The 26,825-nt window shown below is 42.5% G+C and carries 28 protein-coding genes; 19 read left to right on the top strand and 9 right to left on the bottom strand.

The genetic code is table 11. The features are described 5' to 3' along the window. Positions 1 to 197: 197 nt before the first annotated feature. The 4 genes from DP116_RS09755 to DP116_RS09740 all read left to right on the top strand — a co-directional run bounded on the left by DP116_RS09755 (position 198) and on the right by DP116_RS09740 (position 3,867). Entirely contained in the window at positions 198 to 1,136 is a 939-nt protein-coding gene (locus tag DP116_RS09755) for a LysR family transcriptional regulator (RefSeq protein WP_169154998.1), read from the top strand. Positions 1,137 to 1,350: 214 nt separating this feature from the next. Next, positions 1,351 to 3,018, top strand: a complete 1,668-nt coding sequence (locus tag DP116_RS09750) for a mucoidy inhibitor MuiA family protein (RefSeq protein WP_169154997.1) — start codon at positions 1,351 to 1,353, stop codon at positions 3,016 to 3,018. 139 nt (positions 3,019 to 3,157) lie between these two features. Beyond that, the gene (locus tag DP116_RS09745; protein ID WP_169154996.1) at positions 3,158 to 3,430 is read left to right on the top strand and encodes a hypothetical protein; all 273 of its coding nucleotides are present in this window, start codon (positions 3,158 to 3,160) and stop codon (positions 3,428 to 3,430) included. Beyond that, positions 3,427 to 3,867, top strand: coding sequence for a type II toxin-antitoxin system VapC family toxin (locus DP116_RS09740; protein WP_169154995.1), 441 nt, complete (start codon positions 3,427 to 3,429; stop codon positions 3,865 to 3,867). Before DP116_RS09745 ends, DP116_RS09740 begins: the two co-directional genes overlap by 4 nt. Positions 3,868 to 3,902: 35 nt before the next feature. Here the strand turns inward: DP116_RS09740 and DP116_RS09735 are convergent, their stop codons facing one another. The 3 genes from DP116_RS09735 to mgtE form a co-directional block, all read right to left on the bottom strand. Next, positions 3,903 to 4,505 (bottom strand): Uma2 family endonuclease, encoded by a 603-nt coding sequence (locus tag DP116_RS09735; protein WP_169154994.1) that lies wholly within the window; start codon positions 4,503 to 4,505, stop codon positions 3,903 to 3,905. A gap of 80 nt (positions 4,506 to 4,585) precedes the next feature. Next, positions 4,586 to 4,750, bottom strand: a complete 165-nt coding sequence (locus DP116_RS09730) for a protein NO VEIN domain-containing protein (RefSeq protein WP_339381416.1) — start codon at positions 4,748 to 4,750, stop codon at positions 4,586 to 4,588. Between the two features lie 196 nt (positions 4,751 to 4,946). Further along, positions 4,947 to 6,302 (bottom strand): magnesium transporter, encoded by a 1,356-nt coding sequence (gene mgtE, locus DP116_RS09725; protein WP_169154993.1) that lies wholly within the window; start codon positions 6,300 to 6,302, stop codon positions 4,947 to 4,949. Positions 6,303 to 7,545: 1,243 nt separating this feature from the next. Between mgtE and DP116_RS09720 the strand changes: the two genes are divergently transcribed. The 7 genes from DP116_RS09720 to DP116_RS09695 all read left to right on the top strand — a co-directional run bounded on the left by DP116_RS09720 (position 7,546) and on the right by DP116_RS09695 (position 15,061). Continuing rightward, a complete protein-coding gene (locus DP116_RS09720; RefSeq protein WP_169154992.1) occupies positions 7,546 to 10,761 on the top strand; it encodes a glycoside hydrolase family 15 protein in 3,216 nt (1,071 codons plus the stop codon). Between the two features lie 620 nt (positions 10,762 to 11,381). Further along, complete coding sequence (locus DP116_RS09715; protein WP_169154991.1) at positions 11,382 to 11,930, top strand: phosphate-starvation-inducible PsiE family protein; 549 nt, start codon at positions 11,382 to 11,384, stop codon at positions 11,928 to 11,930. Positions 11,931 to 12,221: 291 nt separating this feature from the next. Further along, on the top strand, positions 12,222 to 12,629 hold the full coding sequence (locus DP116_RS09710) for a hypothetical protein (RefSeq protein WP_169154990.1): 408 nt from the start codon (positions 12,222 to 12,224) through the stop codon (positions 12,627 to 12,629). Then, positions 12,626 to 13,003 (top strand): HNH endonuclease, encoded by a 378-nt coding sequence (locus DP116_RS28525; RefSeq protein WP_339381415.1) that lies wholly within the window; start codon positions 12,626 to 12,628, stop codon positions 13,001 to 13,003. The genes DP116_RS09710 and DP116_RS28525 overlap by 4 nt, the downstream gene beginning before the upstream one ends. An 18-nt stretch (positions 13,004 to 13,021) precedes the next feature. Next, entirely contained in the window at positions 13,022 to 13,783 is a 762-nt protein-coding gene (locus DP116_RS09700; RefSeq protein WP_246275557.1) for a PspA/IM30 family protein, read from the top strand. Continuing rightward, positions 13,707 to 13,874, top strand: a complete 168-nt coding sequence (locus tag DP116_RS30160; protein ID WP_339381414.1) for a WD40 repeat domain-containing protein — start codon at positions 13,707 to 13,709, stop codon at positions 13,872 to 13,874. Before DP116_RS09700 ends, DP116_RS30160 begins: the two co-directional genes overlap by 77 nt. A 317-nt stretch (positions 13,875 to 14,191) precedes the next feature. Continuing rightward, entirely contained in the window at positions 14,192 to 15,061 is an 870-nt protein-coding gene (locus DP116_RS09695) for an RpnC/YadD family protein (protein WP_169154989.1), read from the top strand. Between the two features lie 24 nt (positions 15,062 to 15,085). Here DP116_RS09695 and DP116_RS09690 read toward each other — a convergent pair whose 3' ends face one another. Together DP116_RS09690 and DP116_RS09685 are read right to left on the bottom strand one after the other, a co-directional pair. Then, positions 15,086 to 15,889, bottom strand: a complete 804-nt coding sequence (locus DP116_RS09690; protein WP_169154988.1) for a sugar phosphate nucleotidyltransferase — start codon at positions 15,887 to 15,889, stop codon at positions 15,086 to 15,088. 231 nt (positions 15,890 to 16,120) lie between these two features. Further along, entirely contained in the window at positions 16,121 to 16,450 is a 330-nt protein-coding gene (locus tag DP116_RS09685; protein ID WP_169154987.1) for a YkvA family protein, read from the bottom strand. Between the two features lie 217 nt (positions 16,451 to 16,667). On the opposite strand from DP116_RS09685, the gene DP116_RS09680 reads away from it, so the two are divergent. The 3 genes from DP116_RS09680 to DP116_RS09670 are packed head-to-tail and all read left to right on the top strand — an operon-like array spanning position 16,668 to position 18,533. After that, the gene (locus tag DP116_RS09680) at positions 16,668 to 17,450 is read left to right on the top strand and encodes a MotA/TolQ/ExbB proton channel family protein (RefSeq protein WP_169154986.1); all 783 of its coding nucleotides are present in this window, start codon (positions 16,668 to 16,670) and stop codon (positions 17,448 to 17,450) included. A gap of 36 nt (positions 17,451 to 17,486) precedes the next feature. Then, on the top strand, positions 17,487 to 18,110 hold the full coding sequence (locus DP116_RS09675; RefSeq protein ID WP_169154985.1) for an ExbD/TolR family protein: 624 nt from the start codon (positions 17,487 to 17,489) through the stop codon (positions 18,108 to 18,110). An 18-nt stretch (positions 18,111 to 18,128) separates the two neighbouring features. Next, positions 18,129 to 18,533, top strand: coding sequence for a zinc ribbon domain-containing protein (locus DP116_RS09670; protein WP_281357382.1), 405 nt, complete (start codon positions 18,129 to 18,131; stop codon positions 18,531 to 18,533). A gap of 148 nt (positions 18,534 to 18,681) precedes the next feature. Here the strand turns inward: DP116_RS09670 and psb29 are convergent, their stop codons facing one another. Next, positions 18,682 to 19,389: a photosystem II biogenesis protein Psp29 gene (gene psb29 / locus DP116_RS09665; RefSeq protein WP_169154984.1), complete on the bottom strand. Its 708-nt coding sequence runs from the start codon at positions 19,387 to 19,389 to the stop codon at positions 18,682 to 18,684. Positions 19,390 to 19,595: 206 nt separating this feature from the next. Here psb29 and DP116_RS09660 point away from each other — a divergent pair, with 206 nt between their 5' ends. Next, on the top strand, positions 19,596 to 20,192 hold the full coding sequence (locus DP116_RS09660; protein ID WP_169155001.1) for a chromophore lyase CpcT/CpeT: 597 nt from the start codon (positions 19,596 to 19,598) through the stop codon (positions 20,190 to 20,192). 205 nt (positions 20,193 to 20,397) lie between these two features. On the opposite strand, the gene DP116_RS09655 is transcribed toward DP116_RS09660, so the two are convergent. Both DP116_RS09655 and hemF read right to left on the bottom strand, forming a co-directional pair. Continuing rightward, a complete protein-coding gene (locus tag DP116_RS09655; RefSeq protein ID WP_169155000.1) occupies positions 20,398 to 20,766 on the bottom strand; it encodes an anti-sigma factor antagonist in 369 nt (122 codons plus the stop codon). 348 nt (positions 20,767 to 21,114) lie between these two features. Further along, the gene (hemF, locus tag DP116_RS09650; RefSeq protein ID WP_169154999.1) at positions 21,115 to 22,164 is read right to left on the bottom strand and encodes an oxygen-dependent coproporphyrinogen oxidase; all 1,050 of its coding nucleotides are present in this window, start codon (positions 22,162 to 22,164) and stop codon (positions 21,115 to 21,117) included. Positions 22,165 to 22,951: 787 nt separating this feature from the next. On the opposite strand from hemF, the gene DP116_RS09645 reads away from it, so the two are divergent. From DP116_RS09645 to DP116_RS09630, 4 genes are all read left to right on the top strand, one after another. Next, positions 22,952 to 23,473 (top strand): SRPBCC family protein, encoded by a 522-nt coding sequence (locus DP116_RS09645; RefSeq protein ID WP_169154983.1) that lies wholly within the window; start codon positions 22,952 to 22,954, stop codon positions 23,471 to 23,473. 274 nt (positions 23,474 to 23,747) lie between these two features. Continuing rightward, the gene (locus DP116_RS09640; protein WP_169154982.1) at positions 23,748 to 24,818 is read left to right on the top strand and encodes an Mrp/NBP35 family ATP-binding protein; all 1,071 of its coding nucleotides are present in this window, start codon (positions 23,748 to 23,750) and stop codon (positions 24,816 to 24,818) included. Between the two features lie 110 nt (positions 24,819 to 24,928). Further along, positions 24,929 to 26,242 (top strand): rod shape-determining protein RodA, encoded by a 1,314-nt coding sequence (rodA, locus tag DP116_RS09635; RefSeq protein WP_169154981.1) that lies wholly within the window; start codon positions 24,929 to 24,931, stop codon positions 26,240 to 26,242. A 168-nt stretch (positions 26,243 to 26,410) separates the two neighbouring features. Beyond that, a complete protein-coding gene (locus DP116_RS09630) occupies positions 26,411 to 26,608 on the top strand; it encodes an NAD(P)H dehydrogenase subunit NdhS (RefSeq protein WP_048869649.1) in 198 nt (65 codons plus the stop codon). Between the two features lie 31 nt (positions 26,609 to 26,639). Here DP116_RS09630 and DP116_RS28520 read toward each other — a convergent pair. Continuing rightward, a partial coding sequence (locus DP116_RS28520; protein WP_211173188.1) for a hypothetical protein occupies positions 26,640 to 26,825 on the bottom strand: 186 nt, incomplete at its 5' end.

The raw sequence follows: 26,825 nt of genomic DNA, 5'->3' as shown, positions 1-26,825 counted from the left end.
ATATTACAAAACTAAATACCACTAACAGCAACTGTATTGTCTTATATTGCCGAAGCAAGAATGCCCATCAAGAGCCGTAAGGCAGGCTGAGAGCGTCAACACTTGTAACTTTTGGATGAGCAAAGCTATATCAATTTCAAGTGTTCAGTGATACTAGATTTATATCTATAAAAATCAATCTTAAAGGAGAATAGCCCTTGAACCAAGCGACGCTGCACCAGTTGAAGGTGTTCGAGGCTGCGGCGCGTCACGGTAGCTTTACTCGTGCCGCTGAAGAACTCTTTCTCACTCAACCCACTGTTTCCATGCAAATTAAGCAACTCACAAAATCAGTTGGGTTGCCTTTGTTTGAGCAGGTAGGAAAGCGCCTCTATCTTACGGAAGCAGGACGGGAACTGTTTACCACCTGTCGGCAGATTTTCGACACAATTGCCCAATTTGAAATGAAAGTGGCAGATCTCAAAGGGTTAAAGCAAGGACAGTTGCGCTTGGCAGTCATTACTACAGCTAAGTACTTCGTACCACGTTTATTGGGTTCATTTTGCCAACTTTACCCAGGAATTGATATCGCCCTGCAAGTGACAAATCATGAAGGCATTCTGGAACGCATGAGCAGCAATATGGATGATTTGTATATCATGAGCCAAGTTCCAGAACATCTGGATGTCAATTACCAGCCATTTTTAGAAAACCCCTTGGTCGTTATAGCACCAGCGAATCATCCTCTGGCAATGCAAAAAAATATTTCCATTGAACGTCTTGCTGATGAACCTTTTATTATGCGCGAACCAGGTTCAGGAACAAGGCGAGCTGTGCAGAAATTATTCGATGAGCATAAAGTGATGGTCAAGGTTAAGCTGGAACTGGGGAGTAACGAGGCGATAAAGCAAGCAATTGCTGGTGGCTTAGGAATCTCCATTTTATCTCGACATACTTTAACGACAGAGAGTAAAGATTTAACCATTCTGGATGTAGAAAACTTTCCCATCCAACGGAATTGGTACATGGTTTACTTAGCTGGTAAGCAACTTTCTATCGTTGCTCGTACCTATTTTGAGTATCTCCTAGATGCTGCAAAGCAATTTGCAAATCAAACAATAAGTTCTAGTGTTTTTCACGCAGACGAAAATCGTTAGAGAGGTATAAGTTTATTTATAAGACTGACTTTATTAACATTTTTAAATCAGTAAAGCATCTGCCTTTGGATTGAAATCATCAACGATTTAGCAATTCCCCATTTCAGCAAACATGGAGGACATATTTGGGACAGTCCACAATACCATTAAATAACCAGCAAAAGCATGCACAATGAGAGAAAACTGACAGTGACTAACAAAGGAAGCATCGGCTGTGCGAAAAACAGTAGAAACTGAAATTATATCTGTGACAGTCTATACTGACCAAGCCCTTGTGACACGACGAGGTGCGATAAGCCGGAGGCAAGACAGCGAGCGTATCGCACCTGTTAGTAGTGCACGACCTTCACGGGTGATCACACTCACCGGACAGGAACGAGAATTAAAAATTATCCAACTGCCAGTGACTATGGAAACTGAGTCAGTCAGGGTTAGTGGTACAGGTGAAGTTGTCGTACACCTATCCGGAGTCAGCACAGAGCGAGTTTTCTCCACGGAACCCTTCGCCGAACGGTTGAGCCATTTAACAAGGCAAATCCAGCAATTAGAAGCAGAATGGAACCTCCTGCAAGCACAAATCGATGCTTTGGCTTTGCAGTCAAAGTTTATTGAAGGTTTACGTGAAAAGACAGAGGAACCTTTTGCACAGAGTCTGTCGCGGAAAAACCTTAGCTTGAGCGAAACTTTGGATTTTCTCAACTTTATGGGAAGCCAGTACAGCGAATATGCTATTGCTACAGGAGAGTGCAAAGTCCAACAGCAAGAACTAGACAAGCAGCTACAAGTTCTGCGTCAACAATGGCAACAAGTACAAACACCATCACCTAAGGAAAGTTTTAGCTTGAGTGTGGCAATTGAGCCTGCGGGTGCTGGAGAGTTTGAGTTAGAAGTCTCTTACGTAGTCAGTTGCGCTCGTTGGACTCCGCTGTATGACTTGCGAGTCAATACAAGTAGCAATTCCATCAATCTCACCTACCTTGCTGAAGTCACCCAAAGTACTGGTGAAGATTGGATGGACGTATCTCTGACTCTGTCTACCGCAAAACTTGGACTGGGAACTTTACCACCCAAACTTGAACCTTGGTATATCGACATACTGCGTCCACCCGAGGTTTTGCGTATGCGAAGAGTAGCACCAATACAAACTCCTTCTGTAGCTATGGCTCCTTCTGCCAGTGGAGATGGTAGCACAACACTAGAAACCGAACAACTAGAGGAAAATTTGGTAAGTGCACAAACCCTGATTGCAGAAGTTTCTAGAGAAGGAAGTGCAGTCACTTTTGAGGTGAAGAGTAGTGGAAACATTCCCAGTGACGGCGCACCTCATAAAACGACAATTTTTAACGACGATTTTCCATGTAGCTTTGAGTATGTGGCAATACCACGCTTGATTAGCTTTGCTTATCTACAAGCAAATGTGAAAAATAGTAGCAATGGTGTAACTTTGTTACCAGGGAAAGCGAATATTTTCCGAGATAATGCATTTGTGGGAACAACTCAATTAGAGAATGTTGCACCAGGGCAAGAGTTCAAGCTGAATTTAGGAATTGACGAAGGTTTCAAAATTGAGCGTGATTTAGTAGAACGTCAGGTAGACAAAAAACTGATTGGCAACAATCGAAGGATTACTTATAGTTATCGGATAGTTATAACTAACTTACAAAATCAAGAAGCAAATTTAAAAGTCATTGAACAATTACCAATTAGTCGCAACGAACAAATTAAAGTCCGTCTGAACCGTAGTAATCCGCAAATTCAGCTTGGTGAAATGGGGATATTGGAATGGTCTTTAGTTCTTCCACCAGAAGCTAAACGTGACATATATTATCAGTTTGTTGTTGAATATCCACCTGAGTTAACAGTTGTAGGTTTGGATTTTTAGCCAAGTTGTTTCTTATAACTATAGCAATCCTAAATCATAAGCGGAGCGTGCCTGTAGGGCTTATCATTTAGGATAAATATGGTAAAGTATACTAATTTTAATTGATTTCTTTTATTTCTTTAACTGTTTGACACCTACTATGGCTATCCTACTTGAACTAGAACCTGAAATTGAATCACGCTTGATGGCTCAAGCCGCAGCTCAAGGAACATCCGTTGAAGTATTGTTGAAAACTTTAGTTGAAAGCTTGCTTGCATCATCGCAACCCACACCTCTGACACTATCACCTCAAGAACGAGCGGAAAGATTTGTAAATTGGGCTAGAAGCCACTCATCAATAAAAGCGCCACCTCTTTGCGATGATGCAATTAGCCGCGAAAGTATTTACACCAGAGAAGATGAAATGGTATGAGCTACCTGGTTGATACAAATGTTTTGTTGCGGAGTGCCCAAGAGACTCATTCGATGCATAAATCTTCCGTTCAAGCAGTAAGAATTTTGTTGGAGCAAGGGAAGAGGCTTTGTATTATACCGCAAAATCTGATTGAGTTTTGGGTGGTTGCAACTCGCCCAATAGAAGTTAATCGATTAGGTTTATCGGTTGCGGATGCTTTAAACGAACTAGAGCAACTTAAAAATTGTTTCGTGCTTCTACCAGATACAGCATCAATTTTTCCAGTTTGGGAAAGTCTCATCGCTAAATATAAAGTCACCGGGAAACCTTCTCATGATGCTCGATTAGTTGCGGCGATGATAGTTCATAATCTAACTCATCTGCTAACGTTTAACACAAGTGATTTTAGAAGGTTTTCTGAAATAACCGCACTTGATCCTCATAGCATTTTCTAAAAAAGACTTTAAGCATAAATTAGTGTTAATAATATTTAAGATAATGAATCTTCTTCACTGCTGACAGTAAAGTCTACTTGCTCGTAAAGGTCGCTCAGTAGAATTTTAAAATCAATCGTTTGAAGTGATAAGGTTGCAGATTCCCCTTCAAGTTCAGTAAATGACCATTGACCTTCTGCAGTTTTTACATACTGCATAACATGATAGTGATATTGGTCGATTAAAATATATTCTTTAAATTCGGGGATAGACCGATAATAGAGAAACTTATCGCCTTGGTCGTAATTCTTAGTCGATTTAGATAAAACTTCTGCAATCAGCAAAGGATTCATGACGGTAGTTGTATTTGTTCCCGTATAAACAGGTTGTCCTTGAATTACCATCACATCCGGATAAGTATGTTGACGATAACGGGGTATCCATAAACGTACGTCACCAATATAAACTCGATAATTTTGCCCTTTCACTGCAAATTTTAAGGAAGCTGCTAAATTCAGTGCAATTTCATTATGATTTGTAGTTCCTCCAGTCATTGGAACGATTTCTCCATCGCGGTATTCGTTTTTATATTCTGCTTTTTCCTCAAGTTCTAAATATTCTTCAGGTGTGTAGTAGCGTTTTTGTGTTTGTACTTGCATAAATATACAACCTATTGTGCTGTTAAAATTTTTTGGGCCCAAACGTGATAATGCTCAATCTTCACTAACGGTTCCCCTACTTATCGTACTGGGTCTTCTATAGGATGAACTTCTGGAGTAGAAGCGCAATTAAACACAACGTACAACCAATAATCCTGTTTTAATCTTTCGGCTGTTTTATACTCGTTAGTCGTCAGCGCCACTTCACCGACTGTAGATCTTCCCTTAACTTCAATAAACCGCACGGCGATTGCCTACGGCAGAGCTAAGCGCCAAAGGCGCACGCTACGCGTTCGCCCTTGGCGTGCGCTTGCGCTTACGCTTAACGCCTATCGTCCACAAAGTCCCTGGAACTCGCCCAATTCGGTTAGACTGAGGAGTGTCACAGAGGACGCATCACAAAGACAAGGAAAATGCTTCGCGTCCTCTGAGTCTATTAGCTCATGGTTTTAAGTGGAAAATATGCAAAGCCGTAGAAATCAGTGTTAAGAAAATCATAAAACCAACGGCATCTAGTATTGTTGTCACTAAAGGTCCACTAACCAAAGCGGGATCAAGTTTTAGTCGCTTCAACCCCATTGGTAATAAAGTTCCTAAAGTGACAGCCACAAGAGTATTCACAGCCATGACTGTTCCTGCAACTAACGACACCCAACGTTCGTGAGGTGGTGCCCAAATCAAGGAAAGCATAATCATAGTCAGTCCTAGTGCTACCGCTGTACCCAGTCCTGCTTGAAGTTCCTTACGGAGAATTTTGAAAGTATCCTGGGGTGTTACTTCTCCAACACCAAGTCCACGAATTGTCACTGTTAAGGCTTGAATAGCTACAGTACCGCCTGTGTTGGAGAAAAGCGGCATAATCACAGCCAGCACTGGCACCATTGAGATTGTTGATTGAAAGGGGGCGATCGCACTAGATGCTCCAATATAGAGCAACATAACTCCAAATAGCCACGGTAAGCGCTTGCGAAGAGTTATCAGAGGAGACGAAAAAGCCTGTTCATCACCACCACTCACACCCGCCAGTTTTTGAATATCTTCTGTGGCTTCTTCTTCCAAAATATCCACCACATCATCAATCGTGACAATACCCACCAGTCTCTCTTCTCGGTCAACCACAGGTACAGCGATTAAATCATATCGCTTCATGATTTGGGCAACTTCTTCCTGGGGCATTTGTGTTCTGACTTTGATAACGCGAGTGCTAGCGATATCTGTGATCAGAACCTCAGGAAAGGTAAACAGTAGCTGTCGTAGCGAGACAACACTCACCAGCTTGTGGTTATCGTCCGTAACGTAGGCGTAGTAAATCGTCTCCTTGTCCTCATCCTGACGGCGGATTTTACTCAAAGCCTCTCCGACAGTCAATCCATCCCGCAACCGCACGTATTCTGTTGTCATCACGCGTCCTGCGGTGCCTTCAGCATAGCCGAGAATCGTTGCTGTTGCTTGCCGTTCTTCTGGACTCAGTTCTTGCAACAGGCGTTTGACAACCCCAGCGGGTAACTCATCAAACAATTCTGCGCGTTCATCCGGACTCATCGCCTCGACAATTTGTGCAACTTGAACATCGTGCAGGGAATTTATGATTTGTTCCTGTACTTCTGAAGGTAGATATTCAAAGACATCAATTGCTTGGTGTTTATTGAGTAAACGGAATGCGATCGCCCGCTGTTGTTCGGGCAATTGTGTGATGTACTCTCCCACATCTACCGGTTGTGTACCATTCAAATCCAATTTGAGCTGGTTTAAGTCAGCAATGTCAATAACCGAATCGCGAACATCTTGCATGAGCATGATAATACCTCCAAATGCCTCCCCCGCGCTGGGAGACAAACTCGCCAGATCAGAGGAGGTTAGTACTGCCGTCTTGTGGACTTCGGTCCATAAAATCTCAGAAATTCAACATCGATTACCAATCAATGGCATCGCTAATTCATAATCCTAACCCGGAATAGTGTAATCCGGTAGATGTCGAAAGTCAGAAAATGAAAGTTCAATTCCACTTCAGTTGAATCTTTCATCACCCTGATGCCTGTTGATTTGTGTAGATTCTACTACTCTGAGTATCTGTGTCAAGCGTACAAGTTGATTTAAATAGAATCTTTCTCAAGTAAACATTTTTACCTGAAGCTAGTGATAATATTATTTTTTGGTAAAATTTTCACTTTAGGCGAGCGCAAAGGCGGCGTTCGCGTACAACTTGCGGAGTAGTCCTTTTCTACTGCTCCTATATGAGATCACAACCATAAGCCAGTGGATGTAGATTGAGAATTCGCGGCAAATTCCACACTTTTGGAGCATGTTGTCAACGAAGAAGCAAAAGAGAGAGGGGAGAGGGGAAGGGAGCGGGGGAGAAAAGAGCTAATGGACAATAATTCTTTTTCTCCCTTGCTCCCTGCGAGCAAGCGAAGCGAGCTCTTATTTGCTGCACTTGATATTACCGAACGTTGCTTGCAAGAAATATTAAGTAACCTCCCATAACCAAAGGTTATGGGAGGATAATCCGAGGAGGAATCTGAAATTTTAGTTTTTATACAATAATCGGCTCAAGTGAGCCATCGGCATATAACTCGATTGGTATCAGTTCAGTCTTGCCGTTGACTTTAACTTGGGAGTAAACAACTTTTACTTAGTGAAAAATTATTTTGGTTATAACGTATAAACAGAAATTAACTCTTTTTCAAAAAGAGTAATTCTATATGTGTTTTCTGTTTTTAGCAACTACAATTTATCTAGTTAATTCCCGCGTCTGATGAGCATTATGTAGAAGTTTTTCCTTGTTGAGTATTAATCAAACTAATTTCAAGATAAAGAGAAAGTAGCTGACTTGCTGATAAAAATTTGAAAACATTTGACATTTAGAGTATCTTTCTTTAAAAATGGGAAAGCTAACTTGTATATTGACAGGAGACGATGATTCATTTTTCATTTCGATCCACAAAACAACTGCCTACTACAAAGGTAGTTTTGGCTTTGCTGACATAATTTACTTCACCGTCTCAGGGTTGCATTCCGGAAACAACGTAGAAAATCAACTATGAAAACAGCCACTCAACTGCAAGCTCGTCTTGAGTGTTATTATCAGCAAATTAAGACAATTATCCTTGCTCGTCAGAACCCAATTACAGGTTTGTTACCAGCAAGTACGGCGATAACTGCCCACGGCGATTACACTGATGCTTGGGTACGTGATAACGTTTACAGTATTCTGGCAGTGTGGGGATTGGCGATTGCCTACCGCAAAGTTGACGAAGACAAAGGACGCACCTATGAGCTAGAACACAGCGTTGTTAAGCTGATGCGGGGCTTGTTGTTTGCGATGATGCGTCAAAGTGCTAAATTAGAGCAATTCAAACACACTCAGTCTCCGTTGGATGCTTTACACGCTAAGTACAACACTGCTACGGGTGATATTGTTGTTGGTGATGACGAATGGGGACATTTGCAATTAGATGCGACATCAATATTTATCCTGATATTGGCGCAAATGACTGCTTCGGGATTGCAGATCATTTACACGTTTGACGAGGTGAATTTCGTCCAAAATTTGGTTTACTACATTGGACGAGCGTACCGTACTCCAGATTACGGTATTTGGGAACGAGGTAATAAAATTAATCATGGCAATGCAGAATTAAATGCCAGTTCTATAGGTATGGCAAAAGCTGCATTGGAAGCGATTAATGGTTTGGATTTATTTGGCGTACATGGTTGTCAAGCATCGGTTATTCACGCGCTACCAGATGAAATCGCTCGTGCCAGGATTACGCTAGAATCTCTATTACCAAGAGAATCGTCATCAAAAGAAATCGATGCGGCGCTGTTGAGCGTTATTAGTTTTCCAGCTTTTGCTGTAGAAGATGTGGAACTGCGAGAACGCACTCGCAATGATATTATCAACAAACTCGAAGGAAAATACGGCTGCAAGCGCTTTCTGCGTGATGGACACCAGACAGTTTTAGAAGACAAAAACCGCTTGCACTACGAACCATTGGAACTCAAACAATTCGAGCATATTGAGTGTGAATGGCCTTTATTTTTCACCTATTTATTTCTAGATGGTTTGTTTCGCGGCGAACAAGAGCAAGTGAAACATTACCAAGAGCGTTTAGAATCTTTATTGATTGAGCGTGATGGTTTACATCTAGTTCCAGAACTTTTTTATGTTCCAGAAGAATCTGTAGAAGCAGAAAAATTAGAACCTCAAAGTCAGCCGCGTTTACCTAACGAGAATCTTCCTCTTGTGTGGGCGCAGAGTTTGTACTTTCTCGGTCAAATGTTAAGTGAAGGCTTGATAGCTGTTGGAGATATTGACCCTTTGGGAAGGTATTTATGCATCGGAAAAAATCAGCAAGCTGTCGTACAAATCGCTTTACTTGCAGAAGATGAAGATTTACAAGCAAAACTGGCAGTTCATGGGATTGAAACACAAACACCCAAGCAAGTCGAACCAATTCAAGTCCGACAAGCAGATGATCTTTCAGCTATTTATACCCAAGTTGGACGTAACGATAAACTTGGTTTAACAGGACGTCCAGTCCGACGTTTGAGAAGTTTGACAACATCTAAGATTTTTCGTATTCGTGGCGAGACAGTTGTCTTTTTGCCCTCGTTTTTGGATGCTCAAGTGTTTTACTTAACTCTTGATTACCATTTTTTGGTGTATCAAATTAAAAGCGAACTCGCTTACATTCAAAAATACTGGATTGATTTAGGGCGTCCGATCCTCACTTTAATGTTGACTCACACCATGTTGGAAACAGGTAGTGAGGCATTACTTGCTCTCATGCAAGAACTGAAAGAAGGCGTTTGTAACGGTGTACGCGTAAAATTGGGACGTCTTAATCAGTTGATGTTGACAGCAGGAACACAACGGATTGATTTTCTTCAAGAAGATTTTGAATATTCTCTATCTTCCATCAAAGATGCTGCGCCTCGCTGCTCGTATCTGATTTACAATCCAGAAGGAAATTGGCTTCTAAAGCATACTCAAGAATTCCAAATGGAGTGTGAAACAAACTTAGGATTGTTGCTCTCCTCTTTACATTCATCAGATAATCTCTACGAGCAAATAGAGTTATTGCAAACTTTAGTTCGTTTGGAAGGCTTAGAATTTGATACAGGTTTTGGTGGACCGGGACGTCCCGTTACTGTGGCAGATTTGCTGGATGAAGTTTACACTAAAGCAGGTGATTCCGGCGTTTGGGCAGTTGTGCGCCGTGCTGCTGGGTTACGACAAATGAGTGATATTGGCTTGTCGGACGTGGTGACAAGTATTGTGGTGCGCGGTAAGCAAATTGCTGTGGGTAAAGCTTACAGTGAAGATTCACTCATCACTCTTCCTCTGTCGCATAGCGAAATTGTTGAGAAAATTAATGACTTTTGTCGGGAAGATATAAGCGATCGCGTTCTGACTCAAGAAATTCTGATTTATCTCAGTGCTTTAATCAAGACAGAACCAGAACTGTTTAAAGGACTACTCACCTTCAGAGTTGGCTATATGATTCTGTTGATTACCAGCGAACTGGTACAAGAGTTAAGCCTTACTCAGGATGAAGCTTATGAACACCTCATGCAACTGTCACCTTTGGAAGTGAAAACACGAGTACGTCAGGTATTATTTGAATACGTCAGCTTGAGTCAGCTATTACGTCAGCAAGAATCTTTGCACGTCAAACAAAAAGAAAGTGACATAGATTGGATGGTAGCACCATCCAAAGGAGATGAAATAGATGTACCATCAGGCGGTTGGCGACGGTTCCGCCAAGCCGAGGGAGCAACAGGACGCGTTCCAAAAGACTTTTTCAAGCAAGTTTGGCTAGTGATGGAACATTGCAAAGGCTTAGTGATTGGCGATAAGCTAGAACGCCGCAACCGTTTAGATAGCGAAGTCATTTTGTCAGAAATGACAGCAGGAGAAAAGAATTTTGCGTTGCAAGTAGAACATTTGCTAAATAAAATTGAGGCTCCCGAATACCGACAAGTTAATATTGAGGCATTGACAGAATTGGCAGCAATTGCATCCAACAACCCCAACTTACAAATTGAAGAATACATCGTTTTGGATGTGTTAATTGGTCATGCCGTGCGATTAGCATGGTTAGAAAGTCATCCGAAAAGGGGCGATCGCTATGATGAGGATAAAGCGAGTGCATGGCGAGCGTTTTACAACACCTCTCCCAAAGAGTGCGCCAGCTATGTTGTGAAAGCGTTCAGGTTCTTGATAGAGTTTGGGCAAGATATCGCAGCTTAAGACGTAGGGTGCCGTACTTTCGTTAAGGCACCTTCTGAAAACAAAATTTTTAAAAACTCTCCAGCAGTCCTAAATTATTCGTGAACAACAAGATTCCCGACTTCGCAAAAGTTGTCGGGAATCTGAGAGTGCCCGATTTATGCGCTACGCGCAGGCACTTTCACACAAATCAAATAGGATTGCCATATACTGTTAGCTGCATTAGCACAAGCAGACTTTCGCATTGCAGAACCTTTAGTCCAGAATGCCACATCTTGGGGATGAATTGCGAAATGTACTACCTCAGCTACACTGACCAAGCCAGCCTACGCGGGCTATAACATTAAGGGGGATTAAACCCAGATTTTAGTCTCAAATAATCTTTCACAAGAGATAAAAAGTGTTCCTTGTACCACACTTCTGTTGTGAGATTGTGCCAGCTATATTTTTAAAGCATTTCGTCATTTTATGTAGATCATAAAATAACGAATAAGCTTGTTTGAAGAGATTTTGCAAGCAATGGCAAATAACTTTTGTTTGATGCTTGTGATTCAGATAATTCTCAAAGAAACTCTAATTCTTGTTAATAGCATTAGGTAGACTGATTAATTTGCTCTGTAGTTGTCCCGGTGAGAATTAAAATGCCAATAAATAAGCGCCAGAAGAGTCAATATTTATTTCGCAATCGTTGGATTGACAGACAACGAATTGTTCGCAATATGGAGGCTTTTCAAGACTTAATTGTAATTGTTCTGTGTTTCGGTTTGTTTGCCTACATGGTTATGCAATTGTGGGAGATATTTACCGAGCTTACACTGCCATTAGATCATCAACAAGTGACTGCAAAAATACTGTTTTTGTTGATTTTGGTCGAGTTATTCCGACTCCTAATGGTGTACTTACAGGAGCATAGCATCGCAGTAGGGGTAGCAGTTGAAGTATCAATAGTATCTGTACTGCGAGAAGTCATTGTTCACGGAGCACTGGAAATTACTTGGGTTCAGGCTGCATCGATTTGTGGCTTACTGTTTATTTTGGGGGCGCTACTGCTAGTTTGTGCCAAAACACCACACATGGATCACATGATTAATAAGACTAAGCATAGCGCTCTTAACCACAGTGATGATGAGCAGCAGGAAAACGGGAATAAAATGTCACATTCAACTCAATACGAGGAGATTGTTAATTAGGTAGAAGCTATTGTTCTTTCATTTTCTTGTCTACCTAGAAATGAATACTCACCGTGATTGTTATTAGAGTTGATTGTAAATAAGTTGACAGAATTCCAGATTATACTGCAAGGTATGTCTGGAATTTCTAAAGTCATCTGTGCCAAGTGAAATTTTGATGTTAAAAACACTACTTATATCTTTAAACAAACTTTAAGAAGATGAGATAATATTTTATTGATTATTCCTGGACAGTAACAGTTTTCTTGTTTAGGTTATATGTAATATACTTAAGCATACGTAAATCAAATAATGACAGATAATCAGAACGAAGAACTGAAAAATAAAGTAGAAGGTACAGCATTGGTAGCTGGAGGAACTATAGCGGGTGCTGGTGTATCCGCAGTAGTTGGTGGTATGGGATTAGTTGGAGGTTTCGGAGGCGTAGCAATCGGCATGGCTCCTGTGACTGCTGCTGGTGCAGTTATTGGCACAGCTACTTATGGAGCTAAGAAGGCAATAGAAGAGGGAGACGCCACAGCTATAAGTGCAGTTGCAGGAGGAGCAGCAGTTGGAGTTGGAGTTTCTGCTGTAGTTGGAGGTATGGGTTTAGCAGTTGGAGGAACAGCTGTCGCTATTGGTGCTGCGCCTGTTATAGCAGCTGGTGCGGTAGTTGGACTAGCTGCTTATGGTTTGAAAAAGCTGTTTGATAAGTCGTGACAAAACAGACTCCCAATCCTGTCCAGAAATTAGTGCGTGGTTTTATTCGGGATTTGATTCATCAGGCTAACAGTGAAAAAGCTGATAAATCTAAAAAGCCAAAGGTGAAAAAGTCTGCTGCTATCAAATCCCGAGTTCAACCAAAGCAAGATAGCAGTAAACGCTCCCGCCATATTCCCGCATCAGTTCGTGTGTCAGTTTTACACAAAGACAGTTACAAATGTGTTTTTTGTGGTCGCAGCAGCCAGCAAGTGCAATTAGAAGTTGATCATATCGTGCCTTTTTCCCAAGGTGGCAGTAATAACCTCAACAATTTGCAAACGCTGTGTACAGATTGCAACCGTGGTAAAGGAGCGCGTTTGTTGAAAAAGTAAGACCAAGGACAAAAACAAGTGACACAAAATTCCACAATCGGTGCAACATTTATTGCAGGAGGAACCATAGCAGGCGCTGGTATTTCCACAACAGTAGGCGGGATGGGATTAGCCGGAGGATTTGGAGCAGTTGGAATTGGCACAGTTCCTGTTGTTGGTGCTGGTGCTGTTGTTGGTGCTGCTGCTTATGGTGCTTTCAAGGCAATAGCAGAGGGAGATGCAGCTGCTTATGGTGCAATGGGGGTTGGTGCAATAGGCGGTGCTGGTGTTTCTGGGGTAGTTGGTGGTATGGGATTAGTCGCACCCAAAATAGGTTTAGCTTTTGGAATTGGCACAATCCCGATGGCAGGAATTGGTGCTGTGGTTGGACTCGCCGCCTATGGTATTGCCAAGTTGCTAGACGAAACCGGAACAAGAGAAACACCAGCACAGGTTTTCGACAGGATGGAAGAGAAAATCTTGCAGATGGAAGCTTATTCTGCTGCTGTGTTCGAGTTAGACGCATTTTTGACTGGTGAAGATCTCAATCAAAAATTTGCCGCTCTGGAAGTTGAGGATGAGTTACAGATGCTCAAGAAAGAATTGCACAAAAAAGCTCAAACTTCTCCTCCTAATATTAAAGCAGAAGTTGTCTTTCCCAAAGAAGCATTATCTGAAACTTGGAGATGTGTACAGACTCTCAGGGGACATACAGCTGCAGTGAATGCGATCTGCCGAAGGCAGCAGCGAAGCTATCGCCATCAGTCCCGACAGCCAAACCCTAGCGAGTGCAAGCAATGACAGAACAGTTCGTCTATGGAACTTAAAAACAGGAAAATGGCTTTACACTTTCGCGGGGCTTGAAGAGGCGGTTTTATCTGTTTTAAGGTGATATGCATTTGTCAATAAGCAATATTGCTTAAAAATAAGCAGAAATTGGGGGGGTAATCGGATGCTCAGTGTATGGCGATCGCCTACCCCTAACCAACTACTCCCTTGAGTCCTATAAGATAACCTATCTAATTGATGTCTTTTCTCTGCGCCACGCCAAGTGCTACCCTTCGGGAAGCCGCCCTTCGGGCGTCTACAAGTCGGGAAACCCGCTGTTAGCACCTGCCACCTCTGCGCCTCTGCGGTTCTTTCATTTAGGTATTCTTTGGGTGGGACAGGAGTAAAATTAGTGATCTCATCTCCTGCATCAACTCCCCCATGCCAAAATCCGCTGACATCAGCACCAAAAAATTAATCAGCCTCGCACCCGATAACTGGGTAAAATGGGTCACACAAATTTCCGACATCACAGCCCAAGAAATTCTCAACTCAGAATTCCAATGGATTAGCCGCGAGAGTGACGTATTAATCCGCGCCGAAAGTCCCCAATATGGGCAATTTCTCGTACTCAACGAGTTACAATTGCGATACAAGCCGGAAATGCCTAAGCGAATGCGTGCATACGCAGCACTGGCAGAAGAGAAGTACAACCTACCCACGTATCCCGTACTCATCAACATCCTCAAAGAAAGTGATGTTGAAATTCCTACACGGTATCAATCGGAATTTGCAGGTTTACAAGCGCGTCAAGACTACCGCGTAATAAATCTTTGGGAAGTCGATGTGGAAATAGCTTTTCAACAACCCGTGTTATCTTTGCTTCCATTTGTACCAATTCTCAAGGGTGGTGCGGAAGAAACCACAATACAACAAGCCTTGCAAATTCTCCGCGCAGACGAGCAATTGAATCAGTTAGAAACCGTTCTAGCATTTTTTGCTAGCTTCGTATTAGACAGTGCATTAGTTCAGCAAATTATGAGGTGGGATATGGCAGTGTTAAACGAATCTCCCTGGTATCAGCAAATTTTGAGAGAAGGAGAAGCACGAGGAGAAGCACGAGGCGAGGAACGAGGACGGCGAGAGGAGAAGCTGTCGAGTATTGAAATGGGTTTGGAAGTAAAATTCGGCACTGAAGGATTACAGCTGATGCCAGAAATCGCCCAAATTTCCGATTTAGAGCGATTAAAAGCAATTCAGCGAGCTATCCTAACGGTGAGTACTCTAGATGAATTACGGCAACTCATCTGACATACCCAGATTAAGCCATCGCCTCTACAAATTTTCCTCACCAACCAAAGCAGCAAATTGCCGCACAGCGCTTACTAAATCATCCGGTGTACCAATATCAAGGTAAGTACCATCGGCAAATACTTCTGCTTCCACGTGAAAACCTTTATTAATCGCAGCTTGAATCACATCGCCAATCGGTATTTCTGGTAGCTGCGATAGATTACTATTTACCTTAAGAGTCGTAAGATACTCGTGCAGAAACTGTGTGAAAGCAGGTGTCCAAACTGCAATACTCCACATATAACGCAAATCTGACTGGCGAGGTTTTTCAATTATCAGCCTTACTCTACCTTCATCGTCAAAGTCAACCATACCCGCTTTCTGAGGTTTATCAGTCGGGAATAATCCTAAGACGACATCAGCATGACTAACCTCAAGGCGTGTCAATATCCGTACATAAGCATCTTCAGGCTGAAACAAAATATCAGGAAAACCCAAGGCTACGATCGCATCTTGAACAAAAGGATAAGCCTGATCCAAAGTGAAAGGCACACCATAAGACAAGCCCATAATCAGATAGCCCAAACTCATGGAAAGCATCGTACCATCACCAAAATATGCTGGTATATCCCATTTACCAGAACGCAGTATAAAATACGCCTTATCAATCCCTGCTAGTTGCATTTTTTCTAGCAGATATTGAGAAACAACCTTTGGACGCCAGTTAGATTTAACACCAAAATCCTGAAAACCAATCGGATACAGCTCTTTACTAAGTGGTAAAGGAGAAATTCGTGTTGCTTGTCCACCAGCAGGTAGCAGTCCGATAATTTGGCGCTTAGTCATAGGTAAAGAAAAATAAATAGTTAAAAATTGTCTATCCTCTATTTGGTAGATATTTTAACTAGATAGGAACACATAATAGCTAGTGGTTAGCAAATTCAAACCTTCTGCCTTGCCCAAAGAGCTAATAACTTATGATTAATGACTAAAAAAATATCCCCCTTCCAGCAAAAGTGCATTTGTCAGCACCTAGAAAAAGGAGGGGGGTTGTTAGGTTTTATAATGTTATAAATACTACTTAACAGAAACGGCATCAACATCGATTGTATTCGGGCTAGCAGTAGGACCCTCGGTAGTAGTATTAGAGGTAGTATTAGTGGCTTGAGCGTCAACCTGACCTTTACGCGCTTTGAAGCCTTCAATCATTAGCCCAGACAGCTCAGTAACTAGCAATGTCAACAGAAAGACATCATCAAGTTCTCCTACAATCGGAATGAAGTCCGGAGCAATATCAATTGGGCTGACAAAATAAAGTAGTGTTCCTAAAATTACCCACCAACGATACTTAGGGTTACGAAGTACATTGCGGTACCAAGTATAAAGTGATTGAATTGAAAATTTCATAGATTGTAACCTCCAGTTACTTTTAATTCTGGCAAATTATGACCTACACTTCCTGTGGGAATAACCGCCCTAGTTGGTCTGGAAGATGCTACTCGTAAGTTATTGCACTCATCTCAACTCTTGAATGGTAAACGATTATGATAGTTGTGCTTTAATCTCTAAAATAATCGTGCTTCAGGACAAATGTACTACAAATGAAAGGAGGAAACCTACAACAGTGGATATTGTAGACTTGTTTAAGAAGGGCGGATCAGCAATGTGGCCATTGCTTGCTCTGTCGATTTTATCTTTAAGTGTGATTTTTGAGCGTTTGTGGTTCTGGTTACGAATTTTAAGCCAGGAAAAGGAAATAGTTGCTCGTGTTTTGGATGCAGCCCGTGTAGATTGGATGTCGGCTGCTGACATAGCCAGACAAGCAACAAAGCAGCCCATCGGACGGTTTCTCTATGCACCTCTAAGTCTTCCCAAAAGTGATCTAGAAAGTTTCCGACTGGCGTTAGAAGCAACAGCAGAAGACGAATTGGCTGGAATGCGACGGGGCGAAAAACTCCTGGAAACTGTGATTGCTCTTGCGCCCTTGTTAGGATTGTTAGGTACGGTTTTAGGGTTAATTCAATCTCTACGCTCTATTCGCATTGGTGATTTAGGAACCGAATCTACAGCCGGAGTTACCACTGGTATTGGGGAATCTCTGATTAGTACCGCAACAGGACTTATCGTTGCGATCGTCAGTTTGGCATTCTACCGCTTATTTCAAGGCCTTGTTGTTAACCAAGTTAAAATTTTCCGCAGGGCAGGGAATGATATGGAGTTGCTGTATCTGCAGTCTCCACCTGACTACACAAAGATGAGATCTGAAAATATAATACCACCTGTAACAATCATACGGGATTCTCCACCAGATAACTTGAATTCTCCTCGAAAAAGAGGCAAACCCAGGTTTAGTGAAACACCTGAGCCTCCCTCAGAGTCTGATTTGTCGGAACCGAAAGATAATTAACAAAAAAGCCCCTAACTCAGGTATGAGAGCAAGACAATGAAAATTAATCTCCAGACTCCAGTAGAAGACGTCCAAATTCAAATCATTCCCTTAATAGATGTCGTTTTTTGTATACTGACATTTTTTCTTTTGGCAGCTTTGCAATTCACTCGTCAAGAGGAAATTAGTATTAATTTACCTAAATCAACTACCAGTACGCCATCTATTACTAATGGATCTAATGCAAAGAAACTTAGTGCAACAGCTCAACGGCAAATATTAACTTTGACTATTGATGCTATTGGTCAGACTTATGTAGAGAACGACTCAGTAAAACGGGAACAGCTCAAAGAAACTTTTAAGAGCCACCTGCAACAAACTCCCAACGCTATTTTAGCTTTGAAAGTCAGCCAAACAGCAACATACAATGATGTCATATCAATGATAGATTTGTGGCGACAAGTGGGGGGCGATCGCATATCTTTTGTCACAACACCATCTTTTTCTAATCAACCCATCACTCCCATCAACCCACAAACTAACCCCAACTTCAATCTTCCCACAATACCCAATCCACCTCAAACTAACCAAGGTGTAACCCCAGTTAATCCAGCTTCTCCTGTATTGCCTAAAGTACCAACAGCGCCTTCTGGACAAACCAATCCTACTCCCAAGAGGTAATGAGATGAGGGGAAGTATTTGCTCTCCCTGCTTCCCCTGGTTCCCTCGCTTTCTCGTTGCCGAAACCTAAAGATATATAAAATAAATCGCACTCAGAGGAGCAAAATCTATTATTTTACAAAAAATAGATTTAGTTTCGTTAAAGTCGATACTACAAAGACAAGTCAAATTTGTCCTAGCTGTGGCACTGAAACGGGTAAAAAAGATTTGTCAGAACGTGTTCATGTTTGCGGGAACTGTGGCTACACAACTGATAGAGATGTTGTAGCCGCTCAAGTCGTCCTCAACAGAGGGTGTGCAGCCGTCGGGCAGACTGTAAAAATGCGCGCAGGAGGTAAGTTCACAAGAACCCCTATGATTCAAGAATCCCGGAGCCGCGAGAAACGGGAGTGTCAAGTTTTCGTATCTGCGGCCCTATTATAGGAGCACAAGCTCTTTTGATTATTAGTAGCTTTATATACAAGCTACTAGGTTTCTAAAGTAAGCGATAAACGAGCATGAATGATGAATTGTGAATAAGAAACCCAGTTTCATAACTCATCATTATATATTTCATAGTTACAACTTATAACTATTCGTTAGCCTTTGGCGGAGCAACTTTGGTGTTTGATTGCTGTGCACGCTGTTCCCGCTTTTTTCGATCTGCTAAAAGCATATCTGACATCACTGTCAAAGCTTGTGACATTTTATCTATATTAGAGTAGTAGATCTCTAAATCTTTATTGAGTTTGTCATCAGAGATATTCAAGCCTTTGGCTATTGTTTTTAGTGCCTCATTGCGTTTCTTTTCGTCCTTCACTAACTCTGGTTCTGAGTATTCTAATAAAGTGAATAAACCGATCGCAAACAAGCGGCTGTATTTAAATTTAGGATTGTTCGCTATTGCTTGTAGAGATCCTTGAAAGTCAGCATCTCGATCCAGAGGTGTTTGTTGGCTTAACCAGGCAGTGAGTTCGGAAGCGCTTATGCTTGTCGCCAATGCTTGCAAACGTTGAGCATCATGTTTGTAGCGTTGTGGATCTTGTTCTACAGCTTGAAGGAGTGCATGAAAAATAGACTCCTTATCTCGTTCTGGCTGATAGCCTTCCATGAAGCGGTCAAAAGCAGTGACGACGCCCAAGGCATAAATAGGATCGTAGCTATAATCGACATTTACTGACAGTAGGTGCATTTCCACCATTAATTCTTCCACCACCCGACGATAAATAGTGTTTATCGGACGGGTGTGAAGGTTGTAGAAAGTTCGCTTAGTATCAGATACGGTACGGAGGTTATTCACAAAGCAAATTTGGAGGGCGACGTACTCTTATTGTCTCGCTTTAATGCCACTTTGCCAAGTTCAGTTTTCTACCTAAAACTGCCAGACAAAATTACTTTGATAGTGTGGAGTTCTTTGATCACAGAAGGTGTAGGCTGTCATTATAGCAACAATTCATCACATTCCACGGCGGAAATTGCTTGCATGGAATCGTGAACATGACACCTATGAGTCTGGCAGCACAACTACTTACCCTGGCTAATTATCTTTCTGGTGAATTTGATAATCGAGAACAAGCTCTTGCAGAGCCTGCTTGGTACGTTCACCTTCGTCTGTGGCACAGACCACTTTCTCTTTTTTCAGAAGACAGTCTTACCATATTTGCTGAACAAGCCAATATTGTCAACCTAGAGCGACCTTACCGCCAGCGCATTATGCGGCTTTTACAAGGAAGTGACCCTGATGTACCTTTCAAAGTGCAGTATTATATGATCAAAGACCACAATACCCTGATTGGTGCTGGTCAAAATCCTGCTTTACTCAACACACTGACACCCGATCATTTAGAGTTACTACCTGGCTGTGTACTTAACCTTACCCAGCAATTATTAGCCCCCAATAGTTATAAGTTCAACGCTACCCCACCTCCAGACACTCGTTGCTGTTTTAGTGTTGATGGTAATACTGTGCAAGTTTCCTTAGGCTTTGAGGTCACTGATGATAAATTTCTCAGCTATGACAAAGGAATTGACTCTACGACTGGAAAAGCCACTTGGGGAGCACTTTTGGGTCCCTACTGCTATACAAAGAGACAACAGTACTGAGTGATGAAGTGAAGATTCTTCTGTTGCTCAATACTCAGCAATGCCCTTATTACCAAGTTGCATTCAGAAATAGCATTTACTGAATGAGCGAATGCGTTAATTGTCTCATCCCCACGCTTGTGTTGGATGCACGAAGGCGAACCCCGGCACGGTCTGGTCATCCTACTTACTATCTTTGAATGCAACTCAGTACTAGCTAGCAATATTAGCTAGCAATACTACCAGATTCACTTTCTAAAGCGTCCTCCTCGGTTTCAAAGATTTCAAAAACTGTATCCATCATGGTGACTTCAAACACCAGCTTTGCTTCTGGATGCACATTACAAATGCGAAAACTGCCTTTAACTTTATCAGCATCGCGCATTCCCGCGACTAAAGAGGTCAGACCGGAACTATCTATGAAATTGACTTGACCGAGATTTACTACAAGATGACGACTGAGTTTGGAAATACACTCTTGCAACTTCAGACGAAATTGCCAAGCAGTTGTAATATCCAAGCGACCAGTCGGTGTTAAAACGGTAACAGTATTGCCGTTTTGGGTTGTATAAGTTTTTTGATCTATGTAATATATCACTGAACCTTCCCTTGACACTCCTCTATAAAGAGACTACGGTATAGTTTCGCCTTAACATGGTCAAAGCCAAAACCCTTGTTATTACGGCTCTTTTCCTCTTTTTTCGTACTGGAATGAGTTCCAGACTAAGTGAAGAACGTAAACCTCCGACAGGGTTCTGTGATGCTGTAGCTTGTGATTGAAAAGCTACAGCAACAACTGTCATATTTATTGCTAAGTGCTTCTCTTTAGTAGTCTAACTCACTAAAGAAGTGGTGAGTGCTGAATACTGAGTGTAAAATTCTTCGTATTTAGCCTCTCAAGGGAATTTGGAGTTGCAGATGATTTATACTCAACACTCAGGACTCATGATTTTGGACTACTGGGTATCCAGTTTGCCCAGTCTTGAGGTTTGAGGAAAATTTCGTACAACTGGGCTTCAGGGGAGTTTGGTTCAGGTTGATAACCGTATTCCCAGCGCACCAAGGGTGGTAGGGACATCAGAATTGACTCAGTGCGTCCGTTGGTTTGCAATCCAAAAATAGTGCCTCGGTCATACACCAAGTTGAATTCTACATACCTTCCCCGGCGATACAGTTGAAAATTTCGTTGGCGATCGCCATATTCCATTTTGTGTCGCCTTTCTACAATGGGTACGTAGGCTGGTAAAAAGGCATTACCACATTCTTGTGCAAAAGCAAACAACTGTTCCCAACTGCGTGGTTCTGGTGTCCCAATTTGGTTACTATAAGTAGCCGCTGCACCATCATTGTGAGGACCGCGATACAAGGAACCCCGACCTTCTTGGTAATCAAAAAACAGTCCGCCAATACCCCGCGTTTCCCCACGGTGTTTTAGGTAGAAATATTCATCACACCAGCGTTTAAACACTGGGTAATACTCTGGATGATGAAGATCACAGGCTTGCTTTAGTGTTTTATGGAAATGGACTGCATCTTCGGCAAAGGGGTAATAAGGAGTTAAATCCGCACCGCCACCGAACCACCACACCGGACCCGCCTCAAAGTAGCGATAATTGAGGTGAACGGTGGGTACATAAGGACTACGTGGATGTAACACCATTGAGGTGCCTGTGGCATAAAAATCGTGACCTGCTGCCTCTGGGCGCTGCGCTAAGATTGAAGGCGGTAAATGGGAACCCCAAACTTCGGAAAAACCAACCCCAGCTTGCTCAAATATTGCACCCTCACGCAGAATGCGCGATCGCCCTCCGCCTCCTTCTGGGCGTTCCCACGCATCTTCTTGGAATTTCCCCACACCATCCAGTTCTGCCAACGTTTGAGTGATTTTGTCTTGCAACTGTTTCATGAACTGACTAACTCTGGCTTTGGCGTCAGTTGGTAGAGTTTGAGTAGATTCTGCCCGCATTGTTGGAGTTTGGGAGTTGATGACCATAGACTCAAGAACCATTTATTACAATTTTGGTAAAAGCAAGAATTTTTCAACTGAAAATTTCTGAGCAACTGACAAAAGAAAGCAGGCTAAAATTGCCCAAAGAGCTATTCTCTCTATAGTCAAGCATTAATCACGACTGAGGGATATGACTACAGATAGTTATTTTCCCTCAAATGGGTGTGTACTTGTGCTTTTATTGATTTTTTTCAAGTTGTTTATGTTTATGTAAAGTTCTAGGATTGATACAACACTTCAAATGATAAATCTACGAGCACTTTCCACCTGGCAAATCTCAACCTCTGTCTAAAGAAAAATCTCCGACCATATCCGCAGGGGGCGCGGACTGATATATATGAATAGAGTTGTTCCTCCCAGAGCGTTTCTGCTCACAGCATCAAAAATCGAGCCTTGCAGTTCAACAAGATTGCTCTGTCGAATCTTATATTAACTCCCAAAATCAACACTTCAGTAATAATCGAGTTATGAGCCAAAATTTCAATAATGTGCTAAGGATTTTCCTAGCCTTCTTTTGTCGGAGACGCTACGCGAACGACAACGCCTAAAAGCGAATGTGCATTCGTTGATACCTTCTTTCTTAAAGAGCGTGTTTGTTAATGAAAATTAATGAAAAAGTCTCAGTTATGCTTCAGTTCTCAAATTAGCGTATATATGAAATGGCGACTTACTATGTTGAGGACAATTTTGAAAAAGTTTCATACAAGGGCTGAACGCAAATGCTGACTATGCCAGAGTTACCAAAAAGGCTGTAGGGAGGAGGAATAGAAAAATGGGATGGTTATCCAAATCCGTCCACCGCAAACGTCGTCGGTTTTGCCTTTCTCTGGTGCGAACTTACCGAGAAATCAGTTCTGCTTCTGTGGATGAACTTTGGCAAAAAGTCGTTGACATAGCAGATGTTTCTTGGCATCCATTACTCAAAAGCACTAACGTTCCATATGGATTAGTACCCAAACCTGGACTCATCTATCAAGCGGTTACACGCTTGTCGCCAATTCCCATTCGCATTTTTGTAGAAAGCGTCAATCCTAGGGAATTACTGAGTGTCAGAGTACTAGCAATTCCTGGTGTAGAAGAACGGGTGACTTATAAAGTAGAATCTACAGTCTGTGGCACTTGTTTGTCATATTCTGTAACATTACGTGGTTGGTTGTCGCCCTTAATCTGGCCTTTTTCTCGTCCCTACGCGGATCGCGTCGCACGAGCGTTAGTCCAAGCAGTTGAGGAAGCAACATTACAAGCGGTATCCAGAAAGCGAAAATCTCTTAAAGATGGTTGTTTTGATTGTTAGTCATTAGTCATTAGTCATTAGTCATTAGTCATTAGTAAGTCCAGTCCTGCAGGCGGGTCTCCCGCCGTAGGGAACTGGCGCTCTTGGGTCAGGCGAAAGCAGGCATACCCGTAAGGGTCATGAGTAAAAGAACGACTGAGTTTGGACTCACCGACTACAGATTACTGGCTATTGACTTGAGATTGTGAACGATAAATAGCGCTTAAAAGTTAAGATTCTAGTAGATAACAAGACGTTTTGTTAAAAATTATTGCAAGAGAAAGATAAAAACATTATGTATGATGTCCTTGATACTCGTTCAGTCCTAAAAGTGTTGCAACCAGTGCAAGATCCAGAACTTCGCAAAAGTCTGGTAGATCTCAACATGATTCGCAACATCAAAATTGAGTCCGGGAAGGTTAGCTTTACCTTGGTGTTGACAACACCTGCCTGTCCTTTGCGTGAATTTATTGTGGAAGATTGCCAAAAAGCCGTGAAACAACTTCCAGGAGTTAAAGAGGTATCTGTGGAGGTGACAGCCGAAACACCGCAACAGAAAACTTTGAGCGATCGCACTGGTGTTCCTGGTGTTAAGAATATTATTGCAGTTTCTAGTGGCAAAGGAGGCGTTGGCAAAAGTACGGTTGCTGTGAATGTCGCAGTTGCTTTGGCTCAAACAGGGGCGAAGGTTGGTTTGCTAGACGCTGATATCTATGGTCCTAACGATCCCACTATGCTAGGACTGGGTGATGCTGAAATGATCGTGCGTTCAACAGACAAAGGTGAAATTCTGGAACCTGCTTTCAATTACGGCGTCAAATTAGTGTCAATGGGTTTTTTAATCGACCGGGATCAGCCAGTCATTTGGCGTGGACCAATGCTCAATGGAGTGATTCGCCAGTTTCTCTACCAAGTGGAATGGGGAGAAATAGACTATCTGATTGTGGATATGCCACCTGGAACAGGCGATGCTCAACTGACATTAGCACAAGCAGTGCCAATGGTGGGAGCAGTTATTGTCACCACACCCCAAAATGTCGCACTGCTGGATTCCCGAAAGGGCTTGCGAATGTTCCAGCAGATGAATGTGCCCATCCTAGGAATAGTAGAAAATATGAGCTACTTTATTCCACCAGATATGCCAGATAAGCAGTATGACATTTTTGGTTCCGGCTGTGGTTCCACGACCGCAGCTGAGTTAGGAGTGCCGTTGCTGGGGTGCGTACCATTGGAGATTTCTACTAGAATTGGTGGTGACAAAGGTGTACCAGTGGTTATTGCCGAACCAGAATCAGCTAGTGCCCAAGCGTTAAAGGCGATCGCCCTGACAATTGCTGGCAAAGTATCAGTTGCTGTTCTGACATAACTTGACAGAAAAATTCCAATTTCTGCCTGGTTGAAGTTGCTCAGCCAGGAATACAGATTTTGGGTTATTTTTTCATTTCAAATCTCATACTTAAAGTGTAAACGCATACAATGTTGGTAAAACGTTCGCTTTCCAGATCTCGTTGGAAGTTCTGGATCAAACCTTGGGATCAAGTAGATTTGTTATTATTTTGTTTACCAATAAGCCTCACCGTATTTGGCGGTATCATGATCCGCAGTACGGAATTGAATCAGGGACTCACTGACTGGTGGTGGCACTGGCTCATGGGAGGCATTGGCTTGGTTATTGCTTTATTTATTGCTAGAAGCCGTTATGATCAGCTGATTCAATTGCACTGGGTAACTTATGCCATCACCAACTTGAGCTTGATTGCCGTGATGGTAGTTGGTCAAAGTGCTAAAGGAGCACAACGGTGGATTAACATCGCTGGTATTGCCGTACAACCTTCAGAATTTGCCAAACTAGGATTAATTATCACCCTAGCGGTGCTGTTACACAAGCGCACTGCTTCTAATATTGATAATGTTTTCCGGGCATTAGCAATCACCGCTGTACCTTGGGGCTTGGTCTTCTTACAGCCAGATTTAGCAACATCATTGGTGTTTGGTGCGATTGTTCTGGGAATGTTGTACTGGGCAAATGCCCATCCCGGCTGGTTAATACTACTCGTTTCTCCGATTATTGCAGCGATTTTGTTCAGCATATCTTGGCCGTTATCTGAACAACCGATAGTTTTATTCAACCAAATATCCCTAACAGCGTTAGGGTTAATCTGGTCAGCGACTATGGGACTGGTTGGATTTTTAACTTTGCCTAGGAGACAAAACGTCATTGGCGGTATAGGCGCGATCGCTCTTAACCTTTTGGGTGGTGAATTAGGTATATTTGCCTGGAACCACGTTTTGAAGGAGTATCAAAAAAACCGACTGACTGTATTTATGAATCCTGAACACGATCCTCTAGGCGCAGGATATCACCTCATTCAATCGCGCATTGCCATTGGTGCTGGTGAATGGTCGGGATGGGGTCTTTTCAAAGGTCCTATGACTCAATTAAATTTTGTCCCTGAACAGCACACAGACTTTATCTTCTCCGCTGTAGGCGAAGAATTTGGTTTTATTGGCTGTCTAGTCGTACTAATTGTCTTCTGCTTGATTTGTCAGCGGCTATTACATATTGCCCAAACTGCCAAAGATAACTTTGGTTCTTTGCTTGCTGCAGGCGTTTTGTCTATGATTGTGTTTCAGATGATTGTTAACATTGGTATGACCGTAGGTTTAGCACCAGTGGCAGGGATTCCCCTTCCTTGGATGAGTTATGGTCGTTCGGCAATGCTAACAAACTTCATTGCCTTGGGGCTGGTAGAATCGGTCGCAAATTTTCGACAACGGCAGAAGTATTAGTTGTTGACACTCCCCGCAGGCTGCGACTGTCTGTCCCACTTCTTGTAGGAGTGGGTTTTCTTAGCCCAAATTATAATGATTAATCAATAGCATGAGTAAATAGTACTAATACAAACCTAGCTAGAGAAAGATTAAGCTATTAACAGGAAACAACCAAGGGAAAAGATGATGATCTTACCAGGAGCAACTGTTCGCGTCAAAAATCCACAAGACACCTACTATCGCTTTGAAGGACTTGTGCAACGGCTGAGTGATGGCAAAGTTGCTGTCCTGTTTGAAGGTGGGAACTGGGATAAACTCGTTACCTTTCGCCTCTCGGAATTAGAACTTGTAGAAACCACAGCCGGACGCAAGAAAGCTAAATAGTTATTAGTCATGAGTCATTAGTCGTTAGTCATTAGTGAGACCAGTGCTGCGGGAGGGGAGCCACTGCGTTGGACGGGTTTCCCGGCTTGTAGACGCCCGGAGGGCGGCTTCCCGCAGGGTAGCATGTGGCGTTTTCCCGACAACAGGCATCTGGCGTTAGCCGTAAGGCGTGCGCTTTGCGCATACCCGAAGGGTCATGAGTTAAACAACTGTGACC

Origin of the sequence: Brasilonema bromeliae SPC951 (assembly GCF_012912135.1) — a bacterium.
Taxonomy (GTDB): domain Bacteria; phylum Cyanobacteriota; class Cyanobacteriia; order Cyanobacteriales; family Nostocaceae; genus Brasilonema; species Brasilonema bromeliae.
Note: the sequence above shows the minus strand (reverse complement) of the source record. Positions and strands in the feature narration are given on the sequence as shown.